The organism is Caulobacter sp. DWP3-1-3b2, from assembly GCF_049896325.1.
Classification (GTDB): Bacteria; Pseudomonadota; Alphaproteobacteria; order Caulobacterales; family Caulobacteraceae; genus Caulobacter.
In genome coordinates this window covers 26,748-53,281 of the sequence record NZ_JAFCUB010000025.1, presented here as the reverse complement: position 1 = coordinate 53,281, position 26,534 = coordinate 26,748, and the positions used below count along the sequence as shown (strand labels likewise).

The 26,534-nt window shown below is 67.3% G+C and carries 29 protein-coding genes; 9 read left to right on the top strand and 20 right to left on the bottom strand.

The window, feature by feature from the left end; genetic code table 11:
* Positions 1 to 36: 36 nt before the first annotated feature.
* Positions 37 to 276: a DUF433 domain-containing protein gene (locus ACP7AG_RS15275; protein WP_426014467.1), complete on the top strand. Its 240-nt coding sequence runs from the start codon at positions 37 to 39 to the stop codon at positions 274 to 276.
* On the opposite strand, the gene ACP7AG_RS15270 is transcribed toward ACP7AG_RS15275, so the two are convergent.
* The gene (locus tag ACP7AG_RS15270; protein WP_426031836.1) at positions 273 to 500 is read right to left on the bottom strand and encodes a type II toxin-antitoxin system HicB family antitoxin; all 228 of its coding nucleotides are present in this window, start codon (positions 498 to 500) and stop codon (positions 273 to 275) included. The genes ACP7AG_RS15275 and ACP7AG_RS15270 overlap by 4 nt on opposite strands.
* A 388-nt stretch (positions 501 to 888) precedes the next feature.
* Between ACP7AG_RS15270 and pseI the strand changes: the two genes are divergently transcribed.
* On the top strand, positions 889 to 1,941 hold the full coding sequence (pseI, locus tag ACP7AG_RS15265) for a pseudaminic acid synthase (protein ID WP_426031834.1): 1,053 nt from the start codon (positions 889 to 891) through the stop codon (positions 1,939 to 1,941).
* A gap of 100 nt (positions 1,942 to 2,041) precedes the next feature.
* Here pseI and pseG read toward each other — a convergent pair whose 3' ends face one another.
* The 9 genes from pseG to carB all read right to left on the bottom strand — a co-directional run bounded on the left by pseG (position 2,042) and on the right by carB (position 12,981).
* On the bottom strand, positions 2,042 to 3,142 hold the full coding sequence (gene pseG / locus ACP7AG_RS15260) for a UDP-2,4-diacetamido-2,4,6-trideoxy-beta-L-altropyranose hydrolase (RefSeq protein WP_426031832.1): 1,101 nt from the start codon (positions 3,140 to 3,142) through the stop codon (positions 2,042 to 2,044).
* Positions 3,139 to 3,834: a cytidylyltransferase domain-containing protein gene (locus ACP7AG_RS15255; RefSeq protein ID WP_426031852.1), complete on the bottom strand. Its 696-nt coding sequence runs from the start codon at positions 3,832 to 3,834 to the stop codon at positions 3,139 to 3,141. The genes pseG and ACP7AG_RS15255 overlap by 4 nt, the downstream gene beginning before the upstream one ends.
* Positions 3,835 to 3,938: 104 nt before the next feature.
* Positions 3,939 to 4,181, bottom strand: a complete 243-nt coding sequence (locus ACP7AG_RS15250; protein ID WP_426014474.1) for a hypothetical protein — start codon at positions 4,179 to 4,181, stop codon at positions 3,939 to 3,941.
* A gap of 42 nt (positions 4,182 to 4,223) precedes the next feature.
* On the bottom strand, positions 4,224 to 5,495 hold the full coding sequence (locus tag ACP7AG_RS15245; RefSeq protein ID WP_426014476.1) for an ELM1/GtrOC1 family putative glycosyltransferase: 1,272 nt from the start codon (positions 5,493 to 5,495) through the stop codon (positions 4,224 to 4,226).
* Between the two features lie 70 nt (positions 5,496 to 5,565).
* Complete coding sequence (gene greA / locus ACP7AG_RS15240) at positions 5,566 to 6,039, bottom strand: transcription elongation factor GreA (RefSeq protein WP_426014478.1); 474 nt, start codon at positions 6,037 to 6,039, stop codon at positions 5,566 to 5,568.
* 120 nt (positions 6,040 to 6,159) lie between these two features.
* A complete protein-coding gene (locus ACP7AG_RS15235; protein ID WP_426014480.1) occupies positions 6,160 to 6,825 on the bottom strand; it encodes a glutathione S-transferase family protein in 666 nt (221 codons plus the stop codon).
* A 66-nt stretch (positions 6,826 to 6,891) separates the two neighbouring features.
* On the bottom strand, positions 6,892 to 8,106 hold the full coding sequence (locus ACP7AG_RS15230) for a hypothetical protein (protein ID WP_426031830.1): 1,215 nt from the start codon (positions 8,104 to 8,106) through the stop codon (positions 6,892 to 6,894).
* A gap of 260 nt (positions 8,107 to 8,366) precedes the next feature.
* Entirely contained in the window at positions 8,367 to 9,434 is a 1,068-nt protein-coding gene (gene rsgA, locus ACP7AG_RS15225; protein ID WP_426014484.1) for a ribosome small subunit-dependent GTPase A, read from the bottom strand.
* A 253-nt stretch (positions 9,435 to 9,687) separates the two neighbouring features.
* A complete protein-coding gene (carB, locus tag ACP7AG_RS15220; protein WP_426031828.1) occupies positions 9,688 to 12,981 on the bottom strand; it encodes a carbamoyl-phosphate synthase large subunit in 3,294 nt (1,097 codons plus the stop codon).
* A gap of 166 nt (positions 12,982 to 13,147) precedes the next feature.
* On the opposite strand from carB, the gene ACP7AG_RS15215 reads away from it, so the two are divergent.
* Positions 13,148 to 14,791 carry an NAD(P)/FAD-dependent oxidoreductase gene (locus ACP7AG_RS15215; RefSeq protein WP_426031826.1) on the top strand — a complete coding sequence of 548 codons (1,644 nt, stop codon included), beginning with the start codon at positions 13,148 to 13,150 and terminating at the stop codon, positions 14,789 to 14,791.
* Here ACP7AG_RS15215 and ACP7AG_RS15210 read toward each other — a convergent pair.
* The 4 genes from ACP7AG_RS15210 to ACP7AG_RS15195 all read right to left on the bottom strand — a co-directional run bounded on the left by ACP7AG_RS15210 (position 14,775) and on the right by ACP7AG_RS15195 (position 16,329).
* On the bottom strand, positions 14,775 to 15,131 hold the full coding sequence (locus ACP7AG_RS15210) for a hypothetical protein (RefSeq protein WP_426031824.1): 357 nt from the start codon (positions 15,129 to 15,131) through the stop codon (positions 14,775 to 14,777). The two genes, ACP7AG_RS15215 and ACP7AG_RS15210, sit on opposite strands and share 17 nt — an antisense overlap.
* On the bottom strand, positions 15,132 to 15,728 hold the full coding sequence (locus ACP7AG_RS15205) for a patatin-like phospholipase family protein (RefSeq protein ID WP_426031822.1): 597 nt from the start codon (positions 15,726 to 15,728) through the stop codon (positions 15,132 to 15,134).
* A 9-nt stretch (positions 15,729 to 15,737) separates the two neighbouring features.
* Positions 15,738 to 15,989: a hypothetical protein gene (locus ACP7AG_RS15200; RefSeq protein WP_426031820.1), complete on the bottom strand. Its 252-nt coding sequence runs from the start codon at positions 15,987 to 15,989 to the stop codon at positions 15,738 to 15,740.
* A gap of 133 nt (positions 15,990 to 16,122) precedes the next feature.
* Positions 16,123 to 16,329 carry a cold-shock protein gene (locus ACP7AG_RS15195; protein WP_007666377.1) on the bottom strand — a complete coding sequence of 69 codons (207 nt, stop codon included), beginning with the start codon at positions 16,327 to 16,329 and terminating at the stop codon, positions 16,123 to 16,125.
* Between the two features lie 310 nt (positions 16,330 to 16,639).
* Between ACP7AG_RS15195 and ACP7AG_RS15190 the strand changes: the two genes are divergently transcribed.
* The gene (locus ACP7AG_RS15190; RefSeq protein ID WP_426014496.1) at positions 16,640 to 16,888 is read left to right on the top strand and encodes a hypothetical protein; all 249 of its coding nucleotides are present in this window, start codon (positions 16,640 to 16,642) and stop codon (positions 16,886 to 16,888) included.
* An 80-nt stretch (positions 16,889 to 16,968) separates the two neighbouring features.
* Complete coding sequence (locus ACP7AG_RS15185; protein ID WP_426014498.1) at positions 16,969 to 17,130, top strand: hypothetical protein; 162 nt, start codon at positions 16,969 to 16,971, stop codon at positions 17,128 to 17,130.
* Between the two features lie 138 nt (positions 17,131 to 17,268).
* Here the strand turns inward: ACP7AG_RS15185 and pgsA are convergent, their stop codons facing one another.
* Entirely contained in the window at positions 17,269 to 17,886 is a 618-nt protein-coding gene (gene pgsA / locus ACP7AG_RS15180) for a CDP-diacylglycerol--glycerol-3-phosphate 3-phosphatidyltransferase (protein WP_426031818.1), read from the bottom strand.
* An 81-nt stretch (positions 17,887 to 17,967) separates the two neighbouring features.
* Here pgsA and ACP7AG_RS15175 point away from each other — a divergent pair, with 81 nt between their 5' ends.
* From ACP7AG_RS15175 to ACP7AG_RS15165, 3 genes are all read left to right on the top strand, one after another.
* Entirely contained in the window at positions 17,968 to 18,201 is a 234-nt protein-coding gene (locus ACP7AG_RS15175; protein ID WP_426014501.1) for a FitA-like ribbon-helix-helix domain-containing protein, read from the top strand.
* Positions 18,198 to 18,608, top strand: coding sequence for a type II toxin-antitoxin system VapC family toxin (locus ACP7AG_RS15170; protein WP_426014504.1), 411 nt, complete (start codon positions 18,198 to 18,200; stop codon positions 18,606 to 18,608). Before ACP7AG_RS15175 ends, ACP7AG_RS15170 begins: the two co-directional genes overlap by 4 nt.
* Before the next feature lie 155 nt (positions 18,609 to 18,763).
* Positions 18,764 to 20,038 carry an MFS transporter gene (locus tag ACP7AG_RS15165; protein WP_426031816.1) on the top strand — a complete coding sequence of 425 codons (1,275 nt, stop codon included), beginning with the start codon at positions 18,764 to 18,766 and terminating at the stop codon, positions 20,036 to 20,038.
* A gap of 142 nt (positions 20,039 to 20,180) precedes the next feature.
* On the opposite strand, the gene ACP7AG_RS15160 is transcribed toward ACP7AG_RS15165, so the two are convergent.
* The 3 genes from ACP7AG_RS15160 to ACP7AG_RS15150 form a co-directional block, all read right to left on the bottom strand.
* Positions 20,181 to 20,687 (bottom strand): DUF1993 domain-containing protein, encoded by a 507-nt coding sequence (locus ACP7AG_RS15160; RefSeq protein WP_426031814.1) that lies wholly within the window; start codon positions 20,685 to 20,687, stop codon positions 20,181 to 20,183.
* Between the two features lie 78 nt (positions 20,688 to 20,765).
* The gene (gene uvrC / locus ACP7AG_RS15155; RefSeq protein ID WP_426031812.1) at positions 20,766 to 22,691 is read right to left on the bottom strand and encodes an excinuclease ABC subunit UvrC; all 1,926 of its coding nucleotides are present in this window, start codon (positions 22,689 to 22,691) and stop codon (positions 20,766 to 20,768) included.
* A 292-nt stretch (positions 22,692 to 22,983) separates the two neighbouring features.
* Positions 22,984 to 23,286 (bottom strand): antitoxin, encoded by a 303-nt coding sequence (locus ACP7AG_RS15150; protein WP_426031810.1) that lies wholly within the window; start codon positions 23,284 to 23,286, stop codon positions 22,984 to 22,986.
* A 59-nt stretch (positions 23,287 to 23,345) separates the two neighbouring features.
* On the opposite strand from ACP7AG_RS15150, the gene ACP7AG_RS15145 reads away from it, so the two are divergent.
* On the top strand, positions 23,346 to 23,966 hold the full coding sequence (locus ACP7AG_RS15145) for a TIGR02466 family protein (protein WP_426031808.1): 621 nt from the start codon (positions 23,346 to 23,348) through the stop codon (positions 23,964 to 23,966).
* 7 nt (positions 23,967 to 23,973) lie between these two features.
* Here ACP7AG_RS15145 and ACP7AG_RS15140 read toward each other — a convergent pair whose 3' ends face one another.
* Positions 23,974 to 24,687, bottom strand: coding sequence for a DUF998 domain-containing protein (locus tag ACP7AG_RS15140; RefSeq protein ID WP_426031850.1), 714 nt, complete (start codon positions 24,685 to 24,687; stop codon positions 23,974 to 23,976).
* 77 nt (positions 24,688 to 24,764) lie between these two features.
* Positions 24,765 to 26,423 (bottom strand): M20/M25/M40 family metallo-hydrolase, encoded by a 1,659-nt coding sequence (locus tag ACP7AG_RS15135; RefSeq protein ID WP_426031806.1) that lies wholly within the window; start codon positions 26,421 to 26,423, stop codon positions 24,765 to 24,767.
* Positions 26,424 to 26,534: the final 111 nt, after the last annotated feature.

Here is a 26,534-nt window from a genome sequence, read left to right as displayed (position 1 = left end):
CGTCCGCGCGCGATGGCGCGGCGAGCGGTTTGGGGCGTGCTTTTCGTCGCTGGGGTTTGGCGCTATATTGCGGGCATGGACCCGCTGTTGGAACGCATCACGATCGATCCGGGCAAGCTCGGCGGCCGACCCTGCCTGCGCGGGATGCGGATAGGCGTGCAGGACGTTCTGGAAATGCTGGCGGCGGGCATGACCGCGGCCGAGATCTTGACGGAATATCCGTATCTGGAAGCCGATGACATAACGGCCGCGCTGGCCTACATGACCGACCGCTAGCCTAGCGCGTAGTAACGCCTCATCGGCTTGGGTGGCTTTTGGCCTTTGCTCGCGGCGTGCGCGATCCAATCAATGATGGCTTCTTGCGCGTTGCTAAAAGCCTCCGCCTCGGTCTCGCCGTCAGACATGCAACCGGGCAGTTCAGGGACCACCGCCAAGAACCCGCCGCCATCTTCCAAGGAGAGCGGCTCAATGTTGATCCTGTAGTCGCTACTAGACATCATTCGCGGGCCCCTTGGGCCCCTCAATATAGGCCACAAAAGCCCGAATGTACACGGGCTTGATCGGGCGGCGCGCGGGAACGCATGGGCCTCCAAAGCCCGATGGATGCGATACAGTGTAGTGCGACCCTCCGCCCGACGGTGGCTTACAGATCAGGCCAAAGTGACGGCAGACCACCTCGATGTCGGCGATGCGCCAGTCTCCCTTTGGGTTACGCTTCATCTTCTCAAAGAGCTTTTGCGCTTGTGACAAAGGGCGCCCCAGGGGTTCGGTCAACCTGATCACATAGAGGTTCACTGAACAATTCCTCTTTGTTCCGGAAGCGGTATTGACGCCTCGTCCACGATTTCACGGTTAATCTACAGAAACCCGTACACAGAGCCTGCGCCCATGACCGCCCCCTTCATCGAGATCGCCGGCCGCAGGATCGGCGCCGACCACGCGCCCTATCTGATCTGTGAGCTGTCCGGCAACCACAACGGCTCCCTCGACCGCGCCTTGGCCATGGTCGACGCCGCCGCCGACACCGGCTGCGACGCCATCAAGCTGCAGACCTACACCGCAGACACCATCACGCTGGATGTCGACCGCCCCGAGTTCAAGATCCACGGCGGCCTGTGGGACGGGCGCAGCCTGCATGAGCTCTACCAGGAGGCCCAGACCCCCTATGAATGGCACGCGGCCCTGTTCGAGCGCGCCCGCCAGCGGGGCGTGACCCTGTTCTCCAGTCCGTTCGACGAGACCGCCGTCGATTTGCTAGCCGGGCTCGACGCCCCCGCCTACAAGATCGCCTCGTTCGAGGCCGTCGACCTGCCGCTGATCCGCTACGCCGCCAAGCAGGGCAAGCCGTTGATCATCTCGACCGGCATGGCCAATCTCGCGGAAATGCAGACCGCTCTCGACACCGCCCTGGACGCTGGCGCGGCGGGGGTGCTGCTGCTGCACTGCGTCTCCAGCTATCCGGCCCGCTTCGAAGACGCGAACTTGCGGACCATCATCGACATGGCCCAGCGCTTTGGTTGCCCGATAGGCCTGTCGGACCATACGCCGGGCACGGCGGCCTCGGTGGCGGCGGTTAGCCTCGGCGCCTGCGCCATCGAGAAGCACTTTACCCTGGCCCGGTCGGACGGCGGCCCCGACGCCGCCTTCAGCCTGGAGCCGGCCGAGTTTCGCGCCCTGGTCGATGACACCGCCAACGCCTGGAAGGCGCTGGGCGGGGTCAATTACGACCTGCTGGGCTCCGAACGGGGCAATCGTCAATTCCGCCGCTCGCTCTACGTGACCGCAGACGTCGCGGCCGGCGAGATGCTGACCAAGGCCAATGTCCGCTCGGTGCGGCCCGGCGAGGGCCTGCCCCCGGCCGACTATGAGGCGGTGCTAGGCAGGCCGGCGACGAGGACCCTCAAGCGGGGCGAGCCGTTGGCATGGGACATGGTTGGCTAGAGCATTTTTCGAGCGAAGTGGTTCCGGTTCGCGTGAAGAAAAATGCGTCAAAACAAAAGATCAGAGCTCACGGCCTGACGCAGTCAGGTCGGGAAATGCCCTAGAGCTTTCCCTGTCCGATCAAGGCCAGGAAACGCTCGGCCACCCTGGCCGCGCCGCGTCCGTCGCAGACCGCCGCGCTGGCCGCCGACAGCGCGTCGCGCAGGACGGGCTCGTCGATCAGCCGACCCAGCGCGGCGGAGAACGTCGCGTCGAAGTCCAGCGCGGCCGCTTCTAGGCCCATGATCGCGCCGGCCTCGGCCAGGGCCCGCGCCGCCGGCCGTTGGTTGTCGGCCAGGATCAGCGACAGGGTCGGCAGGGCCAGCACGCAGCGCTCCCAGGTGCTGGACCCACTGGCCCCGACGGCCAGGTCGGCCTCCAGGGTCAGGCGCGGCATGTCCTGGGTGTCGACGTGAAGGACCAGGCGCGGCTCGGCCTGGGCCCGTTCGCGCAGACGCGGCAGGCTGGGGGCGGCGGCGCCCACCACCACGTCCAGCGCAGCGGCGCCGGTCGCGGGCAGCATCAGCTCCACGACCCGGCCAGTGATCCCGCCGACATCGGTCAGGCCCAGCGACACCAGAATCCGGCGCACCGGCAGGGCCTTGGCCCGCCGCGCCAAGGCTTCCTTGCGTAGGGCGGCGAAGGCGGGGCGGACGGGGGCGTAGTGCGGCCCCAGCAGCAGCTCGGCGCGGCGCGGGACCAAGCCGTCATAGTCCTCGGCGCGGCGAGCGGGGCCTGAGTCCAGCACGAGGTCGGCGGCCAGCAAGCGGTCGGCCAGGTCATCGATGACGAGGGTGGGGCGGCCACCTCCATTCCCCTCGTCCCGACCTTCGCCGGGATGAGGGGAGTTCTGAGGGGCGTCGGAGATGCGACGATGGTCGTCGGCCGACAGGCCGTAGTGGTCGATGACGATCGCGTCGTAGTTTCGCGCGATGTCCGCCGCACACGTCACCAACGCGGGCTCGGTGATTTCATAGGTCTCGACATGCGAGACCTCGCCGCCGAAAGCGTCGAGCATCGCCTTGCCCGCCGGGTTCACGATGAAGAGACACCTCGCCCCCTCAGCCTCCAGCGCGCGCGCCAGGGTCAGGCTCCGCATCACGTGACCGCCGCCGACCGTCGGCCCGGCGTCGACCACGAAGAGGATGCTCGGCGCGCTCATAGCCGCCGGGCCCCACCGAACGTCGCCAGGTCTTCCCGACTGGCGAGGAAGGCCCGGACGTCGGCCGAGGTGAAGGCGCGATTGCTCGGATAAAGCGCGTCATAGACAGCCGCCACGAAGGCGTAGTCGGCCGGTCCCTCGACCGCCCAGCGCACCGCGCCCTGATCCGGCTCCGCCAGCAGGGCCATCGAGCTCCAGCGGTCGGGCGTGGGGGGCGCCTCGCTCGCGCGGGGCAGGGCCGTCGCGCCTTCGCCCGCCATCCGGCGCAGGCCGGCGGCGGTGATCACCTCCACGCCCTGGCCGACGGGGTAGGCCGCGCCGGGCGAGCGGTTACTGGTGTGGTCGGCATGCGAGGTCAGGTGAAGGTCGATGGCGGCGTCGATGATCTCGGGATCGATCAGGGGCGCGCCGTCCTCCAGCAGCACCACGTGATCGGCGGGGTAGGCGCTCAACGCCCCGGCCAGTCGGGCCAACTGGTCGTTGGCCGGGCCGCGATGCACGAGGGTCGCCTCGCGGCGCACGGCGGTCTCGATCGCGTCATCTTCGGCGGAAAGCGTGGTGACCACCACCAGAGTGTCGATCCGCCGGGCCCGCGCCGCCCGCTCGATCTGCCGGGCGATCATCGGCGCCCGGGCCAACGGCATCAGGACACCGCCCGGCAGGGTCGCTGAACCCATGCGGGCCTGGAGGATGGCGAGAATCAGCGGGGGCCGAACTTGCTCACGGCCCAGGCGGCGAACAAGGTGAGGGCGGCAGCGGCCGCAAAGATCAGAATGACTTGGATAGACGGATCCATTCAGTCCTCCACACGGGCCAAAACATAGTGCAGAAAGCCTTGCAAAACCAGAAAAAAGGCCAGGGCTCCAACCACCAGACCCATGTTCAAGCGACCCGAGGTGAGGGGCTGAACGACCGCAGAAATCACCAAAGCGACGGCCAAGGCGTTCAGCGTGGTCGCGATGGCCTTTCGCCGCTCGTTTCTGCCGGCCTTGCCGAAGCTCGGGACTGAATGCCGTTCGCTGCCCATGGCGGCGAACATAGCAAGAACAATCCTGCCGCGCAATAGGCCTGCCAACTCGCCCTATGCGTCGGACGCCGCTTTCACTCCGCGCCCATTCATTCGCGCCACGACCTCAGCCGCCGCCCGTCCCGTCTCATCGACGGGGTCGTAGGTCCAGCCGTGGAAGGCCCCGCCATAGGGCCGGGCCGCGCCCTGGCGCTCGAGTTCCTGGTGGAACAGCCGGAATTTCAGGCTGTGGCCGTCCATCTTCAGGATGAACACCGGCTTGCCCGTCGAGGCCGCCTCGGTGGCCATGTTGGTCGAGTCCTCGGTGACCAGGATATAGTCGGCCGCCGCCAGGAAGGCGAAATAGGGGTTCTCGCCCTGGCCGTTCCAGATCATTCCCGGCAGATGCCGCAGGCGGGCCTCCAGCAGGGCGCGGGCCGGCTCGGGCGTACGGCGCGAGAAGGTCATCAGCAGCGACCCGCCCTCCTGCTCCAGCGGCAGCTGGATCTGGTGAGCCATCTCGGCCGCGCGTTCGACGCTCAGGTCGAAGGCCCGCGACTTGCCGCCCAGCAGCACCGCGACGCGCGGATGGGGCAGGGCGTCGATCTGGTCCTTGAATCTTTCGTATTCGCTGTCCAGCCGCTGGCTGGTGACCCGATGCGGCGAGCCGGTGATGGCCAGCACATTGTCGCCCGCGAGGCGATCGTGCTTGGGCGGGATCACCAGGTCGAACATGTTGGCCGGCACGCGCGGATCCTGAATCTGCACGACATAGGTCTTGCCGGCCGACCAGCGCTTGGCGCGGATCGACAGCGGCAGGGTGGCGCGGCCGGCGGCGATCCACAGGTCGGGCCAGGGGGCGACGATCTCGCTCTCGGGGGTCAGCCAGCGACGCGGCAGCCAGTTGGCCCACCAGGGCAGGCGGCCGATCCGGCCATTCCAGCCGACGCGCTTGACCACGATGACAGCGGGCGTCTGGCGCGCCACGGCCTCGGCCAGCCCCACGGCCTGGGCCTCAATGCCGGCCCGGCCGTCCGAGATCGCCCAGATGACGATCGGCGGCTTGGCGGGGACTTCGGGCGCGACCGGCGCGGCGACCAGCTTGGGCGAGGCCTTGCGGCGTGGCTTGGCTTGGCTGTCCGCTGTCGAGGCGGCAACCTTCATGGGCTGGGCTTCAACCTCCACCGACCCCGGACGGGAGCGCGGTTGGGCCTTGGCGCGAGGCTTGAGGGGCGGGGGCGACAGGCCGGCGTCGGCCGGCGAGCCCGCCTTCGGCTTGCGCGCGGCCTTCGGCTTGGCCGTGAGGTCTGGCTTGTTGTTTTCAACCACGTCGGCGATCCCGGCCATAGCGAAGCGACACGCCAACGCAATCAAGCGTCAGCGTGTCGAAGGACATGACCCTGGAATGGGGCTTAAGCTAGACCCACTCGACCTTGAGGATCTCGTAGGCCTTCACGCCGCCGGGCGTATAGACCTCGACCACCTCGCCGACTTCCTTGCCGATCATGGCGCGCGACAGCGGCGAGCTCAGCGAGATGCGGCCTGACTTCACGTCGGCTTCATGCTCGCCGACGATCTGGTAGCGGGCCTCTTCCTCGGTGTCCTCGTCGACGACGCTGACCGTCGCGCCAAACTTGACCTGCTTGCCCGACAGTTTCGACACGTCGATGATCTGGGCCCGCGCGATCTTGTCCTCGATCTCGGCGATGCGGCCCTCGATCCAGCCCTGACGTTCCTTCGCCGCGTGATATTCCGCGTTTTCCGACAAGTCGCCATGTTCGCGCGCCTCGGAAATCGCGGCGATCACCGCCGGCCGTTCGATCGTCTTCAAACGCTTCAGTTCTTCGTCGAGGGTTTGGTAACCCCCGGCGGTCATCGGCACTTTTTCCATTGCGGATTTTAGCTCGGTTCGCCCTAGGGGAGGAAGTCCGTCCCGGACGCTGGCGCGCACGACCGGGGGCTGAGAGGATAAGAGGCACGTTTCCGTAACGCAAGAGGCGGTGGTCAAGCTCTACGAAGCGTAATCGTAGGGCCCGCCCCGTTCGAGCGCCGTGCGATAAGCCGGACGGGCATGGATTTGTTCCAGAAAAGCTTTGACCCTCGGGCGCGAGGCCGCGCCGGCCCGAGCCACGGCGGCTTCCAGGGGGAAGCTCATGGCCACGTCGGCGGCGGTGAAGGCCTGGCCGGCGAACCATTCGCTCTTGGACAGCTCGGCGTCCCAGTAGTCGATGTGGGTCTTCAGTTGCGGGTCGATGAAGCCGCTCTGGGCCTTGGCGGCAACGGCCTTGACCAAGCCTCTCAGCAGGCCGGGCGCGCGAGCGGGCAGGGCGGTGAACACCAGCTTCAGCAGCAGCGGCGTCATGGCCGAACCCTCGGCATAGTGCAGCCAGTAGGTATAGCGCAGGCGCTCGGGCGTGCCGGCCGGCGGGATCAACCGGCCCTGGCCGTAGGTGTCGATGATGTATTCGACGATCGCGCCGGTCTCGGCGATGGTCTTGTCGCCGTCGGTGATCACCGGCGACTTGCCTAGTGGATGGATGGCCAGCAACTCGGGGGGCGCCAGCATGGTCTGGGCGTTGCGCTCATACCGCTTCACCTCATAAGGCAGGCCCAATTCCTCCAGCAGCCACAAAACCCGTTGGCTACGGGAATTGTTCAGGTGGTGGACGGTGATCATGGGCTCTGCTTTCGCTGACGCTGCTGGCGTCAGCAAACCGCCGTACCTCCAGTCAGTCAAGCCAGGTCAAAGCGGCGGCGCCCAGTCTGAGCCGCGCACGACGCCGATCATGCCGAGATAGGCGGTGGCCGGGGCCTTGGGATCGTCGGGGACGAAGTTCTGGCCCACCGTGGTCTGGACGCGCGCGAAGTCCGGACCGGAGGCGTAGGGTGAGCCCGGTGCGGCGAGATTGAACACGGTCAGGCTATTGGGTGTGGTGGCCGCGCGCAGGTCGGCCGAGCCGTCCATCTTGATCATCGGGCCGTCGGTGTTGAACTGGGTCATCCGCATCATCTTCACGCCCTCCGGTGTTGGCGCGGGAATGAGCACGGTGCTGTCGAGCAGGACCAGGGCGATGCCGACCATCGACTGGGCGGCCGGCAGCTTGGACTGGCGCACCCGGGTGGCGAAGGGCGCATTGCCGTTCACCGAGGACTGCAGCACGTGGAACACGCCCCACAGTCCATAGGCCGGCCGGTCGCCCAGGGCGCCCGAGGTCACGAGATGTTCGTAGCCGGCGAAGATGATGCTCTCGCGGTTCCCGGCGGCCCGCTGGGTCAGGCCGACCCGCAGCGCGGCGCGGGTGATCGGGTCGCCGCCGTTGGACGCGGCCAGCCAGGTCAGGGCCAGGTCCGCCTTGGCCTTTTCGGTGGGAGCGGCCTCCAGCGCCTTGGCGTCGGGCGCCGCGCCGGCTGCGGTCAGCCAGTCGATCAGCAGCGGCCAGTACTGGATGGCGTCGATCCCCCAGAAGCGGATCCGCTTGCCGGCCGGCAGGGCCTGGTTCAGCGCGCGAACTTTCCGGACCTTGTCCTTGAACAGCGTGTTGCCCCACTGGGCGGCGTGGTCCCAATGGGCGAACACGCGGTCCAGGTCGGCCTCGTCGCCGGTGGTCAGGTAGCGGTTGAAGCGCTCGGCCTGGACCGGATCGATCTCGGCCAGATAGTCGCGCAGGCCGACCCTGCGATTGAGCTCGGTGAGGAGTTGCAGGTCCAGCGCCTGGGGCGCTGCCGAGCCGTGGCTCTCGCCCACCAGGAACAGGCGGGCACGATAGGCCGCGTTGGGCAGGCGAAGGGTGAAGGGGCCGGTGACCGGCCCCGAGACGACCACGTGGGCTTTCAGATAGTTGACCTTGGCCGGATCGACCACCTCGACGAGCGCCTCGGCCGGCAGGGCCGGCGGTATCTGGGCGCGGGCCGCGATGGGGACGAGAGAGAGGATCAGGGCGGTGATGAAATGCCGCATGGGCCTTACACGCATGGACGTGGCGGGTCGTTCAACGGTCGGCGCGCTTGATCGTCAGCAGGATGATCAGGGTGACCCCTTGCAGGAAGAGGATCAGCGCCAGCCAGGCGCCGAATGGCTGCTTTTTTGTCTTGTGGCGGAACACCGGCCGGGCCGGCAGGGCGCCGGGCCGCCGACCAGGGCCACCAGGGCCATCAGGGCGTGCTCCGGCATGCGCGATCGTCCGTCGATGCCGCCAGGTAGCGTCTTCCGCGCGGGTCTCACTCCCCGCGCTGCTCCCGCTTCGTCGCCCGGTAGGTCTGCTGCAGGGCCGCCAGGCGGCGGCGCTCGGTGTCCTTGATCACGCGGTCGGCCTTGTCCTCCACCGCTGCGAGTTCCAGGCCCAGCTTCTGGAAGTGGGCCCAGCGGGCGGGGTCGAGCGCGCCGCTGGCCAATGCGTCACGCACCGCGCAGCCCGGCTCCCGCACGTGGCCGCAGTTCCTGAAACGGCAATTTCCCGCCAGACTCTCGATGTCCTCGAAGACCATGCTGAGGCCCTCATCGGCGTCGATCAAGCCCACCTCGCGGATGCCGGGGGTGTCGAGGATCAAACCGCCGCCCGGCAGCACGACCAACTGGCGATGGCTGGTGGTGTGGCGACCCTGGTCGTCGGACTCGCGGATTTCCTGGGTCGCCATCCGGTCCTCGCCCAGAAAGGCGTTGACCAGGGTGGACTTGCCGACCCCGGACGAGCCGATGAGCACGCAGGTCTCGCCCGGCGCCACCTGGGCCAGGAGTGCGTCGAGGCCCAGGCCTTGCCGGGCCGACACCGTCAGCACCTGGCAGCCCGCCGCCAGGGCTGCGACCTGCGCGGCCTGGCCCTGCGGGTCGTCGGAGAGATCGGACTTGGTCAGCACCACCACGGGCCGCGCGCCGCTTTGCCAAGCGGCGGCGAGGTAGCGCTCGATCCGCCGGGGATTGAGGTCGGCGTTCAGCGAGGTGACGACGAAGGCGACGTCGATATTGGCGGCGATGACCTGCAGCGTCTGAACGCTATCGGCCGCTCGTCGGACGAAAACGGTGCGGCGCGGCAGGATGGCGTGGATCGTGGCGGTGCGCTCGGCCAGGTTCGGCGACAGCGCCACCCAGTCTCCGACGGCGGGATGCCCCAGCTCCCGCGCCTCGTGCAGCAGGCGGCCGGACGGCTTGGCGCGAAGCTCGCCCTCATCGGTCGCCACCCCATAGCCGTCACGTTGCTGGACGACGACACGTCCGGGGACATGCCCCTCGCTCGCGTGCGGTTCAAAGGCCCGCCGCAGGGGATCGGACCAGCCATAGTGCTCGATCAAGGCGAGGGGCCTTTCCAGTGATGAGGCAGTCTAGCACCGACGGGGACGTGTTGGGGACACACACTCATCCCACGACTTTGGCCGGGCCCGCAAAAGCCATGGCGTGAGCGTGCGTCCCCGTCCGTGGCGCAGTCGTTTCTGGCCTCACATTCGCGCCGGTCGCCCTTGAGCTTGTCAGCGTCCAGGGGAGCATCCGGTCGCGGACATGCCCATGGGCATATCCGCGCCTCCACCCAGGCGCTGTGGATAACTTCTACTGGTAGCTCTGCAGCGGGCGCACTTCCAGCGTCTCGGCGGGGGCCGACGAGATCGCCTGGGCCGCCGCCAGGGCGCCGGCCGAGGTGGTGTAATAGGGCACCTTCATCATCAGGGCCGTGCGGCGGATCTCGAAACTGTCTTCCAGGGCCTGCTTGCCCTCGGTGGTGTTGAACACCAGCTGCACGCCGCTGTTCTTCATCACGTCGACGATGTGCGGACGGCCTTCCAGCACCTTCTTGACCAGCTCGACCTCGATGCCCTGTTCGGCCAGATAGCCGCGTGTGCCGACCGTGGAGAGCACCTTGAAGCCCGCCGCCTGCAGCAGGCGCACCGGCTCGACGATCCACGGGCGGTCGCTTTCCTTGACCGAGACAAAGGCCGTGCCAGAGGTCGGCAGGCTGACGCCGCCGCCCAGCTGGCTCTTGGCGAAGGCGCGGGCGAAGGCCGGGGCCAGGCTGTCCTCGCCCTCGCGGATCCAGTCCAGCCCCATGACCTCGCCGGTCGAGCGCATTTCCGGGCCCAGGATGGTGTCGACCCCGGCGAAGCGGGCGAACGGGAAGACCGCTTCCTTGACGGCGATATGGTCGTACGGCTTGTCGACCAAACCAAAGCTGGCCAGCGTCTCGCCGGCCATGATCTTGGCGGCGATGGCGGCCACCGGCTGGCCGATGGTCTTGGCCACGAACGGCACGGTGCGCGAGGCGCGCGGGTTCACTTCCAGCACATAGATGCGGGGTTCGGCCGAGTGCGGCTCCTCGATGGCGAACTGCACGTTCATCAGGCCGCGCACATTGAGGGCCAGGGCCATCTTCACGGTCTGGCGCTTCAGCTCTTCCACCGTAGCGGCGCTCAGCGAGAAGGGCGGCATCGAGCAGGCGCTGTCGCCGGAATGGACGCCGGCTTCCTCGATATGCTCCAGCACGCCGGCCACGAACACGTCGGTCCCGTCGCACAGGGCGTCGACGTCCACCTCGGTGGCGCGGCTCAGATAGTGGTCCAGCAGGATTGGGTGCTCGAACGAGATCTCGCCGGTATTGGCGATGTAGCGTTCCAGGTGCTCGTGGTCGCGGATGATCTCCATGCCCCGGCCGCCCAGCACGTAGGAGGGGCGCATGACGAACGGGAAGCCGATCTGGTCGCCGGCGCTGCGGGCCTCGTCCCAGGTGCGGGCGATGGCGTTTTCGGGCTGGGCGATGTCCAGGCCGTTCAGCAGTTGCTGGAAGCGCTCGCGGTCCTCGGCCAGGTCAATGGCGTCGGGGCTGGTGCCCAGGATCGGAATGCCGGCGTCCTGCAGGGCCTGGGCCAGCTTCAGCGGTGTCTGGCCGCCAAACTGGACGATGACGCCGGCCAGCGTGCCGTTGGACTTCTCGACATCCAGCAGTTCCAGCACGTCCTCGGCCGTCAGCGGCTCGAAATACAGGCGGTCGGAGGTGTCGTAGTCGGTCGAGACGGTCTCGGGGTTGCAGTTGACCATGATCGACTCGACGCCAATCTGGTCCAAAGCAAACGCGGCGTGGCAGCAGCAATAGTCGAACTCGATGCCCTGGCCGATGCGGTTGGGACCGCCGCCCAGGATCACCGCCTTCTTGCGATCGGTGGGCGCGCTCTCGCACTCGGGAACCTGGCCCAAGGCGCCGGTCTCGTAGGTCGAATACATATAGGGCGTGGTGGCCGCGAACTCGCCGGCGCAGCTGTCGATGCGCTTATAGACCGGGCGGACGTTCAGGGCATGGCGGGCGGCGCGGACGGCGGTCTCGGTCGAGCCGGCCAGCTTGGCCAGGCGGGCGTCGGAAAAGCCTTGGGCCTTCAGGGCGCGGAAGGCGTGGGCTTCGGTCGGCAGGCCGCCGGCACGAATCCAGCCCTCCTGGCGGATCAGCTCGGCGATCTGGCGCAGGAACCACGGTTCGTAGGAACAGGCGGCGTTGACCTCTTCCACGCTCAAACCGTGGCGGAAGGCCTGGGCGATAACGCGCAGGCGATCGGGCGTGGGGGTGCCCAGGGCACGGATCACCGCAGCCCGCCCGGTGTCGGGATCGTCGGCGCCGGCGATGTCAATCTCGTCGAAGCCGTTGAGGCCCGTTTCGAGCCCGCGCAGGGCCTTCTGGACACTTTCCTTGAAGGTCCGGCCAATGGCCATCACCTCGCCGACCGACTTCATGGCGGTGGTCAGCAGGGGCTCCGAACCGGGATACTTCTCGAAGGCGAAGCGCGGGATCTTGGTGACAACATAGTCGATCGACGGCTCGAACGAGGCCGGGGTCGCGCCGCCGGTGATGTCGTTCATCAGCTCGTCGAGCGTGTAGCCCACGGCCAGGCGGGCGGCGACCTTGGCGATCGGGAAGCCAGTGGCCTTGGAGGCGAGCGCGGACGAGCGCGACACCCTTGGGTTCATCTCGATCACCAGCATCCGGCCATCGGCCGGATTGACCGCGAACTGCACGTTGGAGCCGCCGGTCTCGACGCCGATCTCGCGCAGCACGGCGATGCTGGCGGCCCGCATCCACTGATATTCCTTGTCGGTCAGGGTCAGGGCCGGGGCGACGGTGATCGAGTCGCCGGTGTGGACGCCCATCGGGTCGATGTTCTCGATCGAGCAGACGATGATGCAGTTGTCCGCCTTGTCGCGGACCACCTCCATCTCGTACTCCTTCCAGCCGAGCACGCTCTCTTCGATCAGCACCTCGGTGGTCGGCGACAGGTCCAGGCCTCGCAGCACGATCTCCTCGAATTCCTCGAGATTATAGGCGATGCCGCCGCCGGTGCCGGCCAGGGTGTAGCTGGGGCGGATGATGGCCGGCAGGCCCACGAACTCCAGGCCGATCCGGGCCTCGTCCATGTTGTGGGCGGCCTTGGACTTGGGGCTTTCCAGGCCCAGCTTGTCCATGGCGTCGCGGAACTTCTGGCGGTCCTCGGCCTTGTCGATGACCTCGGCCTTGGCGCCGATCATCTCGACGCCGTACTTGGCCAGGGCGCCACTGGCCTCGAGGGCCAGGGCGGTGTTCAGCGCCGTCTGGCCGCCCATGGTGGGCAGCAGGGCGTCTGGCCGCTCCTTGGCGATGATCTTCTCGACCATGTCCGGGGTGATCGGCTCGATATAGGTCGCGTCGGCCACGTCGGGATCGGTCATGATCGTGGCGGGGTTCGAGTTGACCAGGATGATCCGGTAGCCCTCGGCCCGCAGCGCCTTGCACGCCTGGACGCCCGAATAGTCGAACTCGCACGCCTGGCCGATGACGATCGGGCCCGCGCCGATGATCAGGATAGAGGAGATGTCTGTGCGTTTGGGCATGGGAAAAACTCGCGCGTAGACACGGTCGCGCACATCCGCGCGCCCGCTGCCGACCATCTTGCAGGTTAAGCCGCCCGTTTAGAGACGGAGTCGGGTCGGCGCAACCCCGAACCGGGATGACAGGTTTTGGATCGCGCCCCGTCCTTCTTCCCGCTAAACCCGCGCCATGTTGCGCCTTTCCGAACTAAAACTGCCGCTGGGCCATGATCCGCTGGCCCTGGGGCCGGCGATCGAAGCGCGGCTGGACCTGGCGCCCGGCGACTTGCTGGACTTCGCCATCGCCAAGCGGTCGCACGACGCGCGTCGCAAGGCGGCGATCCTGATGATCTATTCGGTCGACGTGACCTTGCGTGACGAGGCCGCCGTGCTGGCCCGGTTAGCCGGCGACTCCCACGTGCGGCCGACGCCCGACACCGAATACCGCTTCACGGCCCAGGCGCCGGAGGGCTTCAACGGCCCGCGTCCAGTGGTGATCGGGGCGGGGCCCTGCGGCCTGTTCGCAGGGCTGATCCTGGCCCAGATGGGCTTTCGGCCAATCATCCTTGATCGCGGCAAGGCGGTGCGCGAGCGGACCAAGGACACCTGGGCCCTGTGGCGGCGGGGCGAGCTGGACCCGGAGTCCAATGTCCAGTTCGGCGAGGGCGGGGCGGGCACCTTCTCGGACGGCAAGCTCTATAGCCAGATCAAGGATCGCCGCCACCTGGGTCGCAAGGTGCTGGAGGAATTCGTCAAGGCCGGCGCGCCCGAGGAAATCCTCACCGAGGCTCATCCCCACATCGGCACCTTTCGCTTGGTGACCATGGTGGAGTCCATGCGCCAGACCATCGAGGCCCTGGGCGGCGAATACCGCTGGGGCAGTCGGGTTGACGGCTTCGACGTCGAGACCGCCGCCGACGGCTCGCGCAGGCTGAAGGGCCTGCAGCTCTCCACAGGCGACTATCTGGCCGCCGAGCGGGTGGTGCTGGCCATCGGCCATAGCGCCCGCGACACCTTCCAGGTCCTGTACGACCAGGGCGTCCATATCGAGGCCAAGCCGTTCTCGATCGGCGTGCGGATCGAGCACCCGCAGTCGTGGATGGACCGGGCGCGGTTTGGAACCCATGCCGGGCACCCGGACCTCGGCGCGGCCGACTACAGCCTGGCCCACCATTGCGCCAACGGACGCACGGTCTACAGCTTTTGCATGTGTCCGGGCGGCACGGTGGTGGCGGCGACCTCGGAGCCCGGCCGGGTGGTGACCAACGGCATGAGCCAATATTCGCGCAACGAGCGCAACGCCAATTCCGGCTTCGTGGTCGGCATCGACCCGGAGCGCGACTATCCCGGCCACCCGCTGGCCGGGGTCGAATTCCAGCGGAAATGGGAGAGCCTGGCCTACACCGCCGGCGGCTCGACCTACGCCGCCCCGGCCCAGAAGGTCGGCGACTTTCTGGCGGGCCGGGCCTCGTCCGACCTGGGCGACGTAGCGGCGTCCTACAAGCCGGGCGTGACCATGACCGACCTGGCCGCCTGCCTGCCGCCCTTCGCGGTCGAGGCCATGCGCGAGGCCTTGCCGGTGTTCGGCCGCCAGATCGCCGGCTACGACCATCCCGACGTGCTGCTGACCGGGGTCGAGACCCGCACCTCCTCGCCGATCCGCATCACCCGGGGCGAGGATTTCCAGAGCCTCAACACCGCCGGACTCTATCCGGCCGGCGAGGGGGCGGGCTACGCCGGCGGCATCCTCTCGGCGGCGGTCGATGGCATCAAGGTCGCCGAGGCGGTGGCGGCGGCTTACGGGCCCCCAAATCCGCTCACCGCCCCCCGCTGATCACGGGCGCCGCGGGGACGGCGGCGGGGACGGCCGGCGTTTCCTCCGGGCTATCGGCAAGGGCCCAGGCCCAGCCGGCCTCGGCGCGCTCCACGCCCAGCTGAAAGAGGGCGTTGCGGTTGTTGGCGGCGAAATCCAGGCCCGAGGTGTCAACGTCGGCGGTATCGGGAATGGCGCTGTAGAACAGCTGGCCGCCGTTGCGACGGGCGAAGCTGCTGCCGGCCGCCAGGTGGGTGCGCATCAGGGCCTTGCTCATGGCGTCCCACGACCGTCCGACGATCGACAGGGCGCCGCCCTTGGTGAAGCCGAACGTGCCGCCGACCTTGCCATTGACGATCACCTACAACCGTCCCGGCCGCGCCATGCCCTTCTCGGCGGTCCATAACAGCAGGGATTCCGGGGCGACGAAGAACGGGATGGTCACCCCGCCATCGACATGCATCTCCGACAGGTGTCGGCCCCCCTTCCCGCTATTGGGGCCGTCGATCTGGATCAGGGCGGGCGGGAAGACGCCGGTGATGCTGGTCGAGGCCACCAGCACGTCCTCGAACAGTTTGCGTGAGGCCGCGTCGCCTCGACTGGCGATGGCCCCCATGTCCCAAATCACCGTCTGCTCGGTGTCGAGATTGGTGGTGGCGATCAGCAGGCGGCGGCCACGCCTGTGCTCGACGGCGATGGCCCGAAGCATGTCGTCGGTGACATAGGAGACCACCAGCCGGTGCAGTTCGTCGGCGCCGTAGAAGCTGGGATGGAACAGCAGGCCCAGGCCGCGCGACTTGAGAATCTGGCCCGCTGCCTGGCCGGTATAGGCTTGGGTGAGCCGGTCGTCCCAACTGGGGCCGAGGAAGGCGAAGGGGGCGGTGAGGGCGCCGGTGCTGACCCCGGTGACGATATCGAACTCCGGACGCTCGCCGCGCTTGGTCCAACCCACCAGCACACCGGCGCCTTAAGCCCCGTTCGAGCCGCCGCCTGACAGCGCCAGCACGTCGAAGGTGCGCTGCTTGAGGGCGCGGCCGCGAGCCGGGGCGGCGAAGCGGATGGCCGCGTCGCTGTCGGTGGCGTTGAAGCGAATATCGGCCAGGCCCTGAGGCGGCGGGCCGGCCAGGTCGCTGGCATCGAAGGTGTCGCGCGACAGAGACCCGAAGGCGGTAAGCGCCGAGGCCAGACACAGCAGGATGAGGAGCCGAGAGGAGCGCATGGGCCGTGACCGCTGCCTCGGACTTTCAGGGTGTTACGACGCTGGACGCGGGGCGTCCATACGGCAATCGCCCAAGAAAAATGGGCCGGCGCGTGAGCGCCGACCCATTCCAAATCTCGTGAGCGTGAGGCGATTAAGCCTGCAGTTGGCCCGCCGACATCTTGCCCGAGCGGTTGTCGCGCTCGAGTTCGTAGGTGATCTTCTGACCTTCGTCCAGACCACGCAGACCGGCGCGTTCAACGGCCGAGATGTGCACGAAGACGTCAGCGCCGCCGTCGTCAGGTTGGATAAAGCCGAAGCCCTTGGTGCCGTTGAACCATTTCACGGTGCCGGTAGCCATAGTTCGTAGTCCTTGTAGTCAATATTCGTCGCCGGAGTCGTTCCGTTCGACGATCAAATTTCGTTGGGGATCGGTAGGCGCGTCCGGCGCTCTCACAAGGAGAGCATGGAAAAGCAGGCCGAACGGCAGCGAATTCGATAAGCCACCATGAAGCCCTGAGACGCGGACGGCAAGTGAATTCGTGACTCCACAGGAGTCCGAAATGAATCTCGTTGAATCCAAAATAGTTTTGGACCCCAAGCGTCGCCTTGAACGTTGATCTAAGTCTCTCGCGTCCGTGCGAGAATTTTATGATTTCAAGGAGTGTCCCATGACCCTGATCGAGCGGATCCCTCTGCTGAACGACCAGGAATTGGTCTCGCTTCTGGCCAATGCACGTCGCCTCGACATCGTCGGTACGCCGGCCCAGCGCCGCGGCGCGGCCGAAGTGTTGCCCGTGCTGGAACTGGAAGCCTCGAAGCGTCGTCAGGTCACCCTTGAAGCGGCGACCAAGAAGCGCTCGGCCACCACCGCCGCCAAGCGCAAGGCCGTGGCCGTCGAGGCCGCCGAAGCAGCCTAGGCTCCCAACCGAAATGACGCCTTGCATCCACTGTTCTTGAGAGTCACTCTCAACAATGGTGGAGCGCTTCGGAGGCGATCATGGTGTTTCGAACGGCCGGGGTAACGTGGCTGGCCTTGATGATGCAGGCGGAGCGCACCCGCGCGGGCGCCGCCCCCGACACCGAATGGCTGCTGCACGGCCCGACCGATCCCGACTTGGTCGAGGATGACGGTGGGGCGCTGCTGCTGGCGGCGGAATAATTCCTCCCCCTGTGGGGGAGGTGTCGCCGAAGGCGACGGAGGGGGGATGGATCGGCAGCTAGCCAAGTCCCTCGACGGCCCTGAAACTCCCCCCACCGACCGCTGCGCGATCGCCTCCCCCACAGGTTGAGGTCCGCCCTAGACCAGCGCCTTCCTTGCCGCTTCCCAATATTGAGCCCCGGTGATCAGCGTCACCACGGCGGCGACCCAGAGCAGGCCGTGGACACCCATGGCCGTGTAGCCGAACAGCACCTTGTCGTCGGGCAGGTTGAAGGCGCTCCATGAGACGATGACGATCTCGCCGGCGATGGCCACCAGTTGCAGCGTGGTCTTCCACTTGGCCAGCAAGGTGACCGGCAGCTTGATTCCCTTGCCAGCGCTCACTTCGCGCAGGGCGCTGACGGCGAATTCGCGAAACAGGATCAAGCCGGCCGGCAAGATGACCAGCGGATTGGGGCCCAGGGCCATCAGGCCCAGCAAGCCGCCGCAGACCAGGATCTTGTCGCCGATCGGATCAAGGATCGCGCCCCAGATGCTGACCGCGTCCAGCTTGCGGGCCAGCCAGCCGTCGAAGAAGTCGGTGATGGCGGCGATCACGAACGCCCAAAACGCCCAGCGCTGCAGTGAATATTGCTGAGCGGTGGTGAGGCTGTCGCCTACCCAAGGCAGGCCGCCGGCCGCCGCGGCCAGGGCCACGAACATGAACAGGGCGATGACCAGGCGCGCGGAGGTCAGGATGTTGGGCAGGTTCTTCATGGTGGCGTTCTAACGCATGAGCGAGCGGAAGGGCTATGGGGAGCCGATTGCGCGTTATGATAGCAGATGATATCATTCGTCATGGCTCAGCTCTTGGTTCGCGAAGTGCCCCGTGACGTCGTCGAAGCGCTCAAGCGCCGGGCGGCCCTGAACGGTCGCAGCGCCGAAGCCGAGCATCGCTTGATCCTGGAGGCCGCGCTCAAGGCCGGCCGCGCCGCGTTTCGCGAACGCGCCGCCAGCCTTCGTGAAAAGACCGTCGGACGCATCGCGGGAGAATCCGCTGACCTGATCCGTGCCGACCGCGACGCTCGATGACCCTGGTCATCGACGCCTCCGTGGCGCTGAAATGGGTTCTGGATGAGCCAGGTCAGTCCGCCGCCGACGCCTTGCTGGAAGAAGACCTGATCGCGCCGTCGCTCTGGCTTTTGGAGGCGGCGAGCGCCTTGTGGCGGCGCGCGAGGCGGGGCGAGCTCCAAGCCGAGGAGGCCGCCGAGCATCTATCGGAATTGTTCAACGCGCCGGTGACCGCGATCCCGATCGAGGAAGATTTGCAAGCCGCTGCGGTGCTGGCTCAACGTCTGGGCCATGCCGTCTACGACTGTCTCTACCTGGCCTTGGCCGTGCGCGAGCGGACGCGGGTCGTCACGGCGGACCGCCGTTTCTGGACGGTGGTTCAGAAGGTCCCTGACCTGGCGTCCTATGTGCGCCTCCTCGAAAACTAAACTATTTCGGCATGGCCATGCCGCGTTGCGACGACAGCGAAGGACAGATCCCGCCAAGGCTGCTCGAAAAGGCGCGGTTTGGGGCGGTTTCTACCCAATCAGTTGACCTTGCGTTCTTATCGCGCTTAGCCCTCGCCGGCATCTAGGGAGACCCCATGGACGAGACCCAGCCACCCGGCGCCAATTCCTCTCGCCGCGTGCTGACCGCCAGTCTGGTCGGCACGGCGGTGGAGTTCTACGACTTCTACATCTACGCCACAGCCGCCTCGCTGGTGTTCGGCTCGCTGTTCTTCCCGTCCAAGTCGGCCAGCCTGCAGCAGATGGCGGCCTTCGCCAGCCTGGGCGTGGCGTTCCTGGCCCGGCCGATCGGCGCGGCGGTGTTCGGCCATTTCGGCGACCGGGTGGGACGCAAGTCGACCCTGGTGGCGTCGCTGATGTTGATGGGTGGCTCGACCCTGGCCATCGCCTTCTTGCCCACCTACGCCATGGCCGGCTGGCTGGCGCCCGTCCTGCTATGCCTGCTGCGGTTCGGACAGGGCTTTGGCCTGGGCGGCGAGTGGGGCGGGGCGGCCTTGCTCGCGGTCGAAAACGCGCCTCCGGGCTGGAGGGCGCGGTTCGGCATGTTCCCGCAGCTGGGCGCGCCGGTCGGCTTCATCGCGGCCAACGGATTGTTCCTGATCCTGGGCGTCATCCTGACGCCGCAGCAGTTCATGGCCTGGGGTTGGCGCCTGCCGTTCCTGGGCAGCGCCGCCCTGGTCGGGGTGGGGCTGTGGGTGCGGCTGAAATTGACCGAGACCCCCGCCTTCGCCGCCGCCATCGCCCACGAGGCGCCGCCGGCCGTGCCGCTGGGCGAACTGCTGCGCGACCACTGGCGGGTCACCCTGTGCGGAACCCTAGCGGCCATCTGCTGCTTCGCCGTCTATTATCTGATGACCGCCTTCGCGCTCGGCTACGGCGTCAACACCCTGGGCTACAGCCGCACCGCCATGCTGAGCGTGCAACTGGGGGCCATCCTGTTCATGGCCGCTGGCATCGTCGCGGCCGGCTACTGGGCCGACGCCAGCAGTCCGCGCCGGGTGCTGATGGCCGGCTGCGCCATGACCGTGGGGGTCGGGGCCCTGCTGCCGGCGATGCTGGGCTCCGGTTCGCTGCTGGTGATCTTCGCCTTCCTGGCCCTGGGCCTGCTGGTCATGGGCTTCGTCTATGGCCCGCTGGGGGCCTTCCTGCCCGACCTGTTCCCGGCCCGAGTGCGCTACACCGGCGCCTCGGCGGCGTTCAACATTGGCGGCATTCTTGGCGGCGGTCTGGCCCCAATGATCGCCCAGGCCCTGGCCGAGCGAGGCGGGCTAGCGCCGGTGGGGCTGTACCTGGCCGTCGCGGCGGCGTTGAGCTTCGGCGGGCTATGGGCGCTGAGGCCGAAGGCGGCGTAGAAGTCCTCCCCCTGCGGGAGAGATGTCGGCGAGGCCGACTGAGGGGGGAGTGATCGGATGTTCGCCAAGCCGGCGATCGGCTCCAAAACTCCCCCCATCGATCGCTGCGCGATCGCCTCCCCCATAGGGGGAGGACTTAAACCTATAGCCCGCCGAGATAGTCCAGCTTGCCGAGCGGCACGCCCTTGTGGCGCAGGATGCCGTAGGCAGTGGTGACGTGGAAGAAAACGTTGGGCAGCACGAAGCCCAAGGCGAAGTTCGTTGCCGTGAACGGAAACTCGCCATTGGGGAGCTTGAGCACCACTTGCGTCCCCTCCTTGCCGTCCATGGCCTCGCGCGGGGTGTTTTCCAGGAAGGCGATGGTGGCGGCGATCCGGGCCTGGAGCTCGTCGAAGGTGGTCTCGGTGTCGGCCATGGCCAGGTTCTCGACGCCGCCGATGCGGACGACGCAGCCCTTGGCGCTGTCGCTGGCCCGCTGGATCTGGCTGGCCAGGGCGCCCATGTCGGGGAACAGGCGCGCCTCGATCAGGTCCTTGGGGTCCATACCCGTCTCCTTGGCGAAGGCCTCGCCCTTTTTCAGTATGGCCGAAAGGTTGCGCAGGGCGCGGACCAGCACGGGGACAGTCAGGTCATAGAGCGACGTGGACATGAGCAAGGCCTAAGCTTGGGTATGAGGATGGCTCATATGTGGGGACGCGGGGCGGGGAACCAAGCGGCGGGTGAGCCGCTAGCTCTTCCGGAAAAATGCGTGGATCCGCTCGGCCAACGGCAGGCTGACCCCGTCCACCTTCACCAAATCCTCGACCCCGGCCCGACCCACGCCCTTGGCCGAGCCGAACGCATGCAGCAGGGCCTTTTTGCGCCCCGGACCGACGCCCTCGATCTCGTCGAGGGGGTTCTTCTTCAGGTCCATCGAGCGCCGCGTGCGGTGGGCGCCGATCGCGAAGCGGTGGGCCTCGTCGCGCAGGCGCTGCAGGTAGTAGAGCACCGGCGACTTGGGCTCGAGCATGAACGGCGTCTTGTCGGGCATGAAGAACCGCTCCAGCCCGGCGTCGCGGTCGGGCCCCTTGGCGACGCCGACCACGGCGATGTCATCGACGCCCAGGTCGGCCATCACCTCGATCGCCGCGTCCAGCTGGCCCTTGCCGCCGTCGACCAAGACGAGGTCGGGCCGGGCCGAGCTGTCGCCCTCGTCCTCTTCCTTGATCAGGCGGGCGAAGCGACGCTTTAGCACCTCCTTCATCATGCCGTAGTCGTCGCCGGGGGTCAGCTCGGTGCTCTTGATGTTGAACTTGCGGTACTGGCCCTTCATGAAGCCTTCGGGCCCGGCCACGATCATGCCGCCCACGGCGTTGGTGCCCTGGATGTGGCTGTTGTCATAGACCTCGATCCGCTCGGGCGGACCGTCCAGGCCGAAGGCCTCGCAGACCCCGGCCAGCAGCTTGGTCTGGGCGCTGCCCTCGGCCATCTTCCGCCCCAGCGCTTCGCGCGCGTTGGTCAGGGCGTGTCCGACCAGGTCGGCCTTCTCGCCGCGCCTGGGAGTGGCGATCTCCACCTTGCGCCCGCTCTTCAGGCAGAAGGCCTCACTCAGCAGTTCGCGGTCGGCGGGCTCGAGGTTGGTCAGGATCAGGCGCGGGATCGGCTTGTCGTCGTAGAACTGGCCCAGGAAGGCGGTGAGGATGCGCTGGTCCTCGGTGGCGCTCTTTTCACCGTCTTCGGCGTCTTCCTCTTCTGCATTGCCGGTCACCCGCGGGAAATAGGCTCGGTTGCCCCAGTTCTGGCCGGCGCGGAAGAAGAACACCTGCACGCAGGCCTGGCCGCCCTCGACGTGCAGGGCCACGACGTCGGCCTCGTCCACGGTCTCGGGATTGATCTGGCTTTCGGCGGCCACCGCGGCCAAGGCCCGGATCCGGTCGCGCAGCCGGGCGGCGCGCTCGAATTCCATGTCCTCGGAGGCCTCTTCCATGGCCTTGGCCATGGTCGCCATTACCGCGCGAGACTTGCCGCGCAAGAACGCCTCGGCCTGGTCGACCAGGGCCTGGTAGTCGTCCTTGCCGACCAGTCCCGTACATGGCGCGGCGCAGCGCTTGATCTGATGCAACATGCAGGGCCGCGAGCGGGTCTCGTAGACACTGTCGCTGCATGAGCGCAGCAGGAAGGCCTTCTGCAGGGTGTTCAGCGTCCGGTTCACCGCCCACGCGCTGGCGAACGGCCCGAAATAGTCGCCCTTGATGGTGTGAGCCCCGCGATGCTTGCGCAACTGCGGCGCGTCATGATCGCGGCGGATCATGATCTCGGGAAAGCTCTTGTCGTCGCGCAGCAGCACGTTGAAGCGCGGCTTCAGCGACTTGATCAGGTTGATCTCGAGCAGCAGGGCGTCGGCCTCGCTGCGCGTGGTGACGAACACCATCGACCGCGTGGCGTCGACCATGTGGGCGATGCGGTTGGTGTGAAAGCGGCCCTGGGCGTACTGGATCACCCGCTTCTTCAGGCTCTTGGCCTTGCCGACATAGAGAACCTCGTCGTCCTCGCCGATCATCCGATACACCCCCGGCGCGTCGGGCAGGCGCGAGACCTCGTCCTTGATCAGGGCGGCGCCCTTCAGGGCGTTGGCGGGGGGAGGGGCGAAGGTGTCTTGGTCCACGGGGGACATATAGGTGAGTCTGGGGCAGTCAGCGACGTTCCAGGCTGTGGAAGACGCGGGCGATGGTGACGCGGTCCGCCAAGATGCCATACCGCAAGACAGAGCCGGCCAAGCCGAAGGGCACGATAAGCTCGCGCAAGTCTCCTCGCACGCTAAGGCCACGTTCCGGAAATTGATTCAGGCTCGCAATCGCAGCGACTATTGGTTTGGCTCGCGCGCTTCGCTGTATCGGGCGAACGTCCAGCCAACCAGCGCCGCAGATACTGGATATCTCGGCGAGCAGCCGCCGAAATCTCGACCTTCATCGACCGGCGGTTCTAGGACGAGGCTCAGGCGGCGGCAGTTCGTTGTCGGTGTCCCATGAAGCCACCCAACGCTCAACGTCTTCCAGAGGAATGCCGCCATCTCGCTCGGTTTCGTCAACAATGCGCTGAATTTCGTCCCAATGCGCCGCGCTGTCGTTAAATCCTCGATCCTGGCTACACATCAAATCAAGGCTTTCTACGGCCACGGCCTCAATACTTTGACCCGTCGCAGCGGCCCGAGCCTTCAGGCTCGCGGCAAGCGCCTCGTCAATCTTCAGGGTGATTTCGCCGTCGGCCATGGCGCGATCATCCGCCGATCGCGATTTGTCGTCAACGCGGCGGGGCGGTATGACGCCCCATGACCCTGCGCCCGCTCTTCGTCACCCACCTTTATGAGGGCAGCCTTGCCGCCGACAAGGGGTTCGACGCCTTCAACGCCGAGCTGGAAGACGCCTGCCGGGCGATTGCTTCCGAGGACCGGGCCGGCAAGGCCTGGGCCAAGGAAAAGGGCTATCCCGGCTACACCTCCTACGCCTCGCTGAATGACCTGCCGCAACGCGACAGCCTGTTCGCCGATCTCAAGAAGAAGCTCGACAAGCACGCCGTGGCGTTCGCCCGCGATCTGAACCTGGAGCTGGCCGGGGGGCGGCTGGTGATGGACAGCCTGTGGATCAATATCCTCAAGCCCGGCGGCGCCCATAGCAGCCACATCCATCCCCACAGCGTGCTGTCGGGCACGGTCTATGTGGCGACCCCGCCCGGCGCCTCGGCCCTGAAGCTGGAAGATCCGCGCCTGCCGCTGATGATGGCCGCGCCGACCCGCCAGGCCGACGCGCCGGAGGATCGCCAGACCTTCGTCTACGTCCAGCCCCAGCCGGGCGCGGTGCTGATGTGGGAAAGCTGGTTGCGCCACGAGGTGCCAGCCAACGCCGCCAAGCAAGAGCGGATCAGCATCAGCTTCAACTACGCTTGGAAGTAGTCGCGCGCTACGAGGCGGCGGAAGCGTAGTCCGGTTCCCCGGACGCTTCAGGCGGCTCGCCCATGTCGGTCGGCCGCGAGCGCCAGTGGCGGTCGAGGTTCCAGGACGCGATGGCCAGCCACAGCAGGCCCAGGAACGCGTGGGCGCGCTGCCAAAGGCCGACGTCCGAGCCGGTGCGCACGTTCCACACGCCGGTCAGCAGGGCCAGCACCAGCAGCAGGCCGAAGAACCAGCCCAGCGAGAAGTGGGCCAACCGGCGGTGCTGGGGCTTGCCCCACAGGGCCCAGGCGGTGAACAGCGGCGCGAACTGGATGGCCAGGCCCACGCCGCAGGCGCGGTGCATGGGATCGGGCCAGTGGAACAGGCCAGCAAACAGGGCGCCCAGGCCGGTCATCGCCACCCATAGCCCGGCGAAGGCCGAGACCTGGCGACGGCCGCCGGCGTCCTGCAGGGCGTGGGCGAAGCCGCCCCCCGCCGCCATGCCCGCCAGCCCAGCCACGACCATGCCCACATTGAAGATCGCCGGATTGGGCGCGGCCGGTCCGCCAAGCTCGCTGATGAACTGGGCCCCGGAATTGAAGCCCGGAAACAGCCGCTGGGCCAGCCAGACGTCGGCCACCATGACCGCCGGCGCGATCAGGCCGATCCTCAGCAGGCTTCCCACACTCAGCACGCGTCCCGTCTCCGGCTCATCCGCGGGTACAGATCGCGCCGCGGGCAGGCGGGGTCAAGGCGGCTGATGGGGTCAAGGCGAATGGGGACAGGCGCATGCGCCTGTCCCCAGCTGCGAGCGCGGCGCTACTTCTTGCCGAACAGGTTCCCGAAGAAGTCGCCCTTGTTCCAGGTCGGCCGGGCGGGCGCGTCGGCCAGTTCGCGGGCGATCTCGTAATTGACCAGGGCGAAGCGGGCGCCGGCCACATAGTCGATCGGCTGGCTCAGGTCGTCATTGGGCTTGTGATAGTGAGTGGCCAGGAAGTCCTTGAAGCCCTTCTCGCCGCCGTTCTTGAAACCGGTCATCAGGAACACCGACGGCACGCCCTGCTCGACGAAGCGGTAGTGATCGCTGCGGGTAAACAGGCCTTCCTCCGGCAGCGGATCGGCCGACAGGCCGATGCCGACGCGGCCGGCGGCGCGGGCCACGGCCGGGCCGATCGACGAGCGGTTGGCGCCAAAGGCGATGACGTCCTGGAAGTCGTACAGCAGAACCGGCATGTCCAGATTGACGTCGGCGGCGATGCCGGCCTTGGGCACGGTCGGGTTGTTGGCGAAATATTCCGAGCCGATCAGGCCCTTCTCCTCGGCGGTCACCACCAGCAACACGATCGAGCGCTTGGGCTTGGTCCTGGCCTCCTTGAAGCCGCGCGCCACCTCCAGCAGGGTGGCCACGCCCGAGGCGTTGTCGAGCGCGCCATTATTGATCTTGTCGGCCCCCTCGCCATGGATGCCCAGGTGGTCGAGGTGAGCGCTGAGGATGATGGTCTGGGCCTTCAGCGTCGGGTCCGTACCCTCGATCATGCCGACGACATTGCTGCTCTGACGCTTCTCGATCTCGGTTTTTAGAGCGACCGTCGCCTGGATTGGCAGGGCGAAACCCTTGACCAGGCCTTCGGGGGTCTCGGCGGTCGCCAGCACGGCGTCCAAGGCGACAGGCGCGCCGGCGAACAGCTTGGCCGCGCCCGCCAGGCTCAGATTGGCCAGGCTGGGGGCAGAGGCGCCGCGCACATAGGGAACATCCTGGGCGTCGCGCCAGGTCATCCGCCATTCCTGAAAGTTGGCCACGCCGCGCTGGAAGGGACGGCGCTTCTCACCGCCGGTGGTCGGCATGATCAGCACGCCGATCGCGCCGCGCTTGGCCGCCCCGGCCCGCTTGACGTTGGCGTTGCCGTAGTGGGCGCGTTCCTCGGTCTGGAAACCGCTGGGGGCGCCGCCCATCAGCACGACGATCTTGCCCTTGATGTCCAGCCCCGCATAGTCGTCGCGGCCGCGCTCGGGCGCGCTGATCCCATAGCCCACGAAGACCAGCGGCGCGGTCACCGACAGCTCGGCCTGGCGAGCCTGGGCCGACGGCAGATAATCCTCGGCGAACACCAGGGCGCCCGACTTGCCGTCGGCGCCGGTGAATGACACCCCGCCCTGCGAAGCGTTCCGATAGGCCGTCAGCGGCACGGGCTGCAGGTAGGAGCCATTCCCGCCCGCCGGCTTCACATGCATCAGGGCATATTGCGAGGCCACGTAGTTGGCGGCGATGTCGTAGCCCCGGGTGCCGGCCTCGCGGCCTTCCAGCAGGTCATCGGCCAGGAAGGTCATGTGCGCCCGGATGGCGTCGGCCGAAGGCGTGAAGCCGGGCTTGGCGGCGGCCTTCGCGGCGGTCGCCCTGCTAACGGGAGCAGCGAAAACGGGTTGGACGGTCAGCAGCAGGGCGACGCCGGCTAGGGCGGCGCGACGGGAGAACGGCATCAAGCAGGCTCCAAGGGCGGGGACGACCCGCGAAGGCGCGAACCTTGGCTACCGGCGCGCGGATTGTCGAGTTTTCCCAACCTGAACGGTTAAAATCTCTGAGAAACCGGC

What these genes read in the sequence shown, in the direction of transcription:
- ACP7AG_RS15230 (WP_426031830.1), bottom strand. Translation starts at nt 8,106, where the DNA reads ATGCGGCATTTCATCACCGCCCTGATCCTCTCTCTCGTCCCCATCGCG.
- ACP7AG_RS15145 (WP_426031808.1), top strand. Translation starts at nt 23,346, where the DNA reads ATGACCCTGCGCCCGCTCTTCGTCACCCACCTTTATGAGGGCAGCCTT.
- ACP7AG_RS15250 (WP_426014474.1), bottom strand. Translation starts at nt 4,181, where the DNA reads ATGTTCGCCGCCATGGGCAGCGAACGGCATTCAGTCCCGAGCTTCGGC.
- ACP7AG_RS15215 (WP_426031826.1), top strand. Translation starts at nt 13,148, where the DNA reads ATGTTGCGCCTTTCCGAACTAAAACTGCCGCTGGGCCATGATCCGCTG.
- ACP7AG_RS15235 (WP_426014480.1), bottom strand. Translation starts at nt 6,825, where the DNA reads ATGATCACCGTCCACCACCTGAACAATTCCCGTAGCCAACGGGTTTTG.
- ACP7AG_RS15160 (WP_426031814.1), bottom strand. Translation starts at nt 20,687, where the DNA reads ATGTCCACGTCGCTCTATGACCTGACTGTCCCCGTGCTGGTCCGCGCC.
- ACP7AG_RS15135 (WP_426031806.1), bottom strand. Translation starts at nt 26,423, where the DNA reads ATGCCGTTCTCCCGTCGCGCCGCCCTAGCCGGCGTCGCCCTGCTGCTG.
- ACP7AG_RS15170 (WP_426014504.1), top strand. Translation starts at nt 18,198, where the DNA reads ATGACCCTGGTCATCGACGCCTCCGTGGCGCTGAAATGGGTTCTGGAT.
- pseI (WP_426031834.1), top strand. Translation starts at nt 889, where the DNA reads ATGACCGCCCCCTTCATCGAGATCGCCGGCCGCAGGATCGGCGCCGAC.
- ACP7AG_RS15175 (WP_426014501.1), top strand. Translation starts at nt 17,968, where the DNA reads ATGGCTCAGCTCTTGGTTCGCGAAGTGCCCCGTGACGTCGTCGAAGCG.
- ACP7AG_RS15200 (WP_426031820.1), bottom strand. Translation starts at nt 15,989, where the DNA reads ATGCGCTCCTCTCGGCTCCTCATCCTGCTGTGTCTGGCCTCGGCGCTT.
- ACP7AG_RS15185 (WP_426014498.1), top strand. Translation starts at nt 16,969, where the DNA reads ATGGTGTTTCGAACGGCCGGGGTAACGTGGCTGGCCTTGATGATGCAG.
- ACP7AG_RS15195 (WP_007666377.1), bottom strand. Translation starts at nt 16,329, where the DNA reads ATGGCTACCGGCACCGTGAAATGGTTCAACGGCACCAAGGGCTTCGGC.
- pgsA (WP_426031818.1), bottom strand. Translation starts at nt 17,886, where the DNA reads ATGAAGAACCTGCCCAACATCCTGACCTCCGCGCGCCTGGTCATCGCC.
- ACP7AG_RS15150 (WP_426031810.1), bottom strand. Translation starts at nt 23,286, where the DNA reads ATGGCCGACGGCGAAATCACCCTGAAGATTGACGAGGCGCTTGCCGCG.
- pseG (WP_426031832.1), bottom strand. Translation starts at nt 3,142, where the DNA reads ATGAGCGCGCCGAGCATCCTCTTCGTGGTCGACGCCGGGCCGACGGTC.
- ACP7AG_RS15270 (WP_426031836.1), bottom strand. Translation starts at nt 500, where the DNA reads ATGATGTCTAGTAGCGACTACAGGATCAACATTGAGCCGCTCTCCTTG.
- carB (WP_426031828.1), bottom strand. Translation starts at nt 12,981, where the DNA reads ATGCCCAAACGCACAGACATCTCCTCTATCCTGATCATCGGCGCGGGC.
- greA (WP_426014478.1), bottom strand. Translation starts at nt 6,039, where the DNA reads ATGGAAAAAGTGCCGATGACCGCCGGGGGTTACCAAACCCTCGACGAA.
- ACP7AG_RS15245 (WP_426014476.1), bottom strand. Translation starts at nt 5,495, where the DNA reads ATGGCCGGGATCGCCGACGTGGTTGAAAACAACAAGCCAGACCTCACG.
- ACP7AG_RS15165 (WP_426031816.1), top strand. Translation starts at nt 18,764, where the DNA reads ATGGACGAGACCCAGCCACCCGGCGCCAATTCCTCTCGCCGCGTGCTG.
- ACP7AG_RS15190 (WP_426014496.1), top strand. Translation starts at nt 16,640, where the DNA reads ATGACCCTGATCGAGCGGATCCCTCTGCTGAACGACCAGGAATTGGTC.
- uvrC (WP_426031812.1), bottom strand. Translation starts at nt 22,691, where the DNA reads ATGTCCCCCGTGGACCAAGACACCTTCGCCCCTCCCCCCGCCAACGCC.